Genomic DNA, 1,807 nt, shown 5'->3' with positions numbered 1-1,807 from the left:
ATGAAAAGCATAGGCATTGGGTTCAATGCCGTTATAAACCGTACTAACAAAATTCAAATTCAGCCCTGGGTCTCGCTGAGCATTACTAATACTGATATAAGGTTGCTGGCGATAGTGGGCAAATAAACGGCGGCTATCAAGGGTAAATGAGTGCAGGGTATGAACCGTTGGGGTTTTGATCAGGGTTGAGAACGGCAAGGCCGTATAGCCAACGTGGGAATGAATAATATCGAACCCAGCAGCCTGCTCATAGACCTGACTGAGTTCCAGCAACTCATAAGCACCATACTCACGGATCTTAGTGTCTAAACGCAGTGACTGGGGAGTCATTGATTCGAGTCGAGCTAGGGTTTGAGAATCGCCAGAGGCAAATAAAGTCACCTCATGGCCCCGGCGAACCAGTTCATCTGTCAGCAAGCTGACCACAAGTTCAATCCCGCCATAGGCCCGAGGAGGCACCCGTTCCATCAAAGGCGCAACTTGAGCGATTCGCATTTTCAAATACCCAAATATTTAAGGAAAGGATCTTTGTAGTAATTACTACGATTTTTAATCCTTGAATATAGAAAACTCATCAGCCTGTAGATGTACCTCAGTGTCTCGATCAGGCAGATCTTTTGGGGATTTAGAGCCTCGTCCACTGACAGTTCTACTGCTTCTGTCATTCTTGAGGGAGTGGCTTCAAAGCCTAGGTTTTAAAACGACGACAAGGCTTTAGAAACTGAGACGAAGATTAAAATTGGCTTAAAAAAACGAAATTTGCATAACAATGTATAACAGATCACTAGCATATCTTGGGCGGGTGTGAAACAATCGTCCGGGAGCGCAATTTTTGAATGCCCTAACAGGGAGTTTTTAGTTGAGCAACTTTTTACTCCTGCCTTAGGGTCAACACTACTAAAACTTATGGGGGACCATAACTGTGAACAGAAAATTTCTTTTAGCTCTTACGGGTATCGCCACTGCTGGCACTTTAGCCTCGATGGCAACACCGGCAAGTGCCGCAATCTTTGCCACAGGCAGCACTTTAAATCTTATTGGCGATTTTAGAGCCCCTGACGACAGTGAGGGTGAGGAAGCGGGAGTTCGCGTTAGTAACCGCTTGCTATTTGGACCCGAATCTAGCGGCAGCTCTGCTTTTGCAGAAGTCGGTGAGTTTGCTGATACCACCATTGGCGGGGCTTCCAACTCTGGGGACTTTGCTGGCTACAATGTTCCGAACCCTGGACTAGTTCTTACTCGGTATGAAGGTCAGATCAAAAGCTTTGGACCTTCAACCTTTAGTAGCACAGTTCCAGTCCTTGAGTTCATTGTTCTACCAAGTACAGCTGCTCCTGACTCTCCCTTTGTCCCTAACTCCACCTTCCAGCTCGAAAAGTTCAGGGTGTCGAGCATTAGTGAAACTGCATTTGCAGCCAATGGCTCTGGGTTCTTCTTAAGCGAAGGAGATAGAACCCCTGGAACCTTTGAATTTACGGGTCAGGGGTTAACTTCTGCGAACAACGACTTCAGGGGCACCTACTCCGCCACACTGACGGCTACGCCAGTGACGGTGGTGCCTGAGCCCACCTCCACCCTGGGTCTACTGGCCTTTGGGGCTTTAGGCGGCGGCACCTGGCTCAAGAAGCGCAAGCAAAAAGTGGCAGCTTAAAAGCAGCTAACCAGTTGTTAGCAACGACTCAAAAATAACAACTGCTGTGTTTTAACCAACATGGCAGTTGTTTCATTACTCCTGCTAAGGGGCAAGCAGCTTGTCAGGGTTGTTGAGATCTCTTTGCAGATGAATTTATTCAAACGCTTTAAGATC

2 protein-coding genes are annotated in these 1,807 nt (G+C 47.2%); one reads left to right on the top strand and one right to left on the bottom strand.

Annotated elements, in window-relative coordinates; all coding sequences use genetic code 11:
* Nucleotides 1–495: glycosyltransferase (locus tag AC2VE5_RS26515; RefSeq protein WP_486890533.1), on the bottom strand; the 495-nt coding region annotated here is incomplete at its 3' end.
* 427 nt (nt 496–922) lie between these two features.
* Here AC2VE5_RS26515 and AC2VE5_RS26510 point away from each other — a divergent pair.
* Nucleotides 923–1,651: a PEP-CTERM sorting domain-containing protein gene (locus AC2VE5_RS26510; RefSeq protein WP_486890532.1), complete on the top strand. Its 729-nt coding sequence runs from the start codon at nt 923–925 to the stop codon at nt 1,649–1,651.
* Nucleotides 1,652–1,807 lie beyond the last annotated feature (156 nt).

The sequence above is a fragment of the Aliterella sp. E5.1 genome (assembly GCF_057473825.1).
Note: the sequence above shows the minus strand (reverse complement) of the source record. Positions and strands in the feature narration are given on the sequence as shown.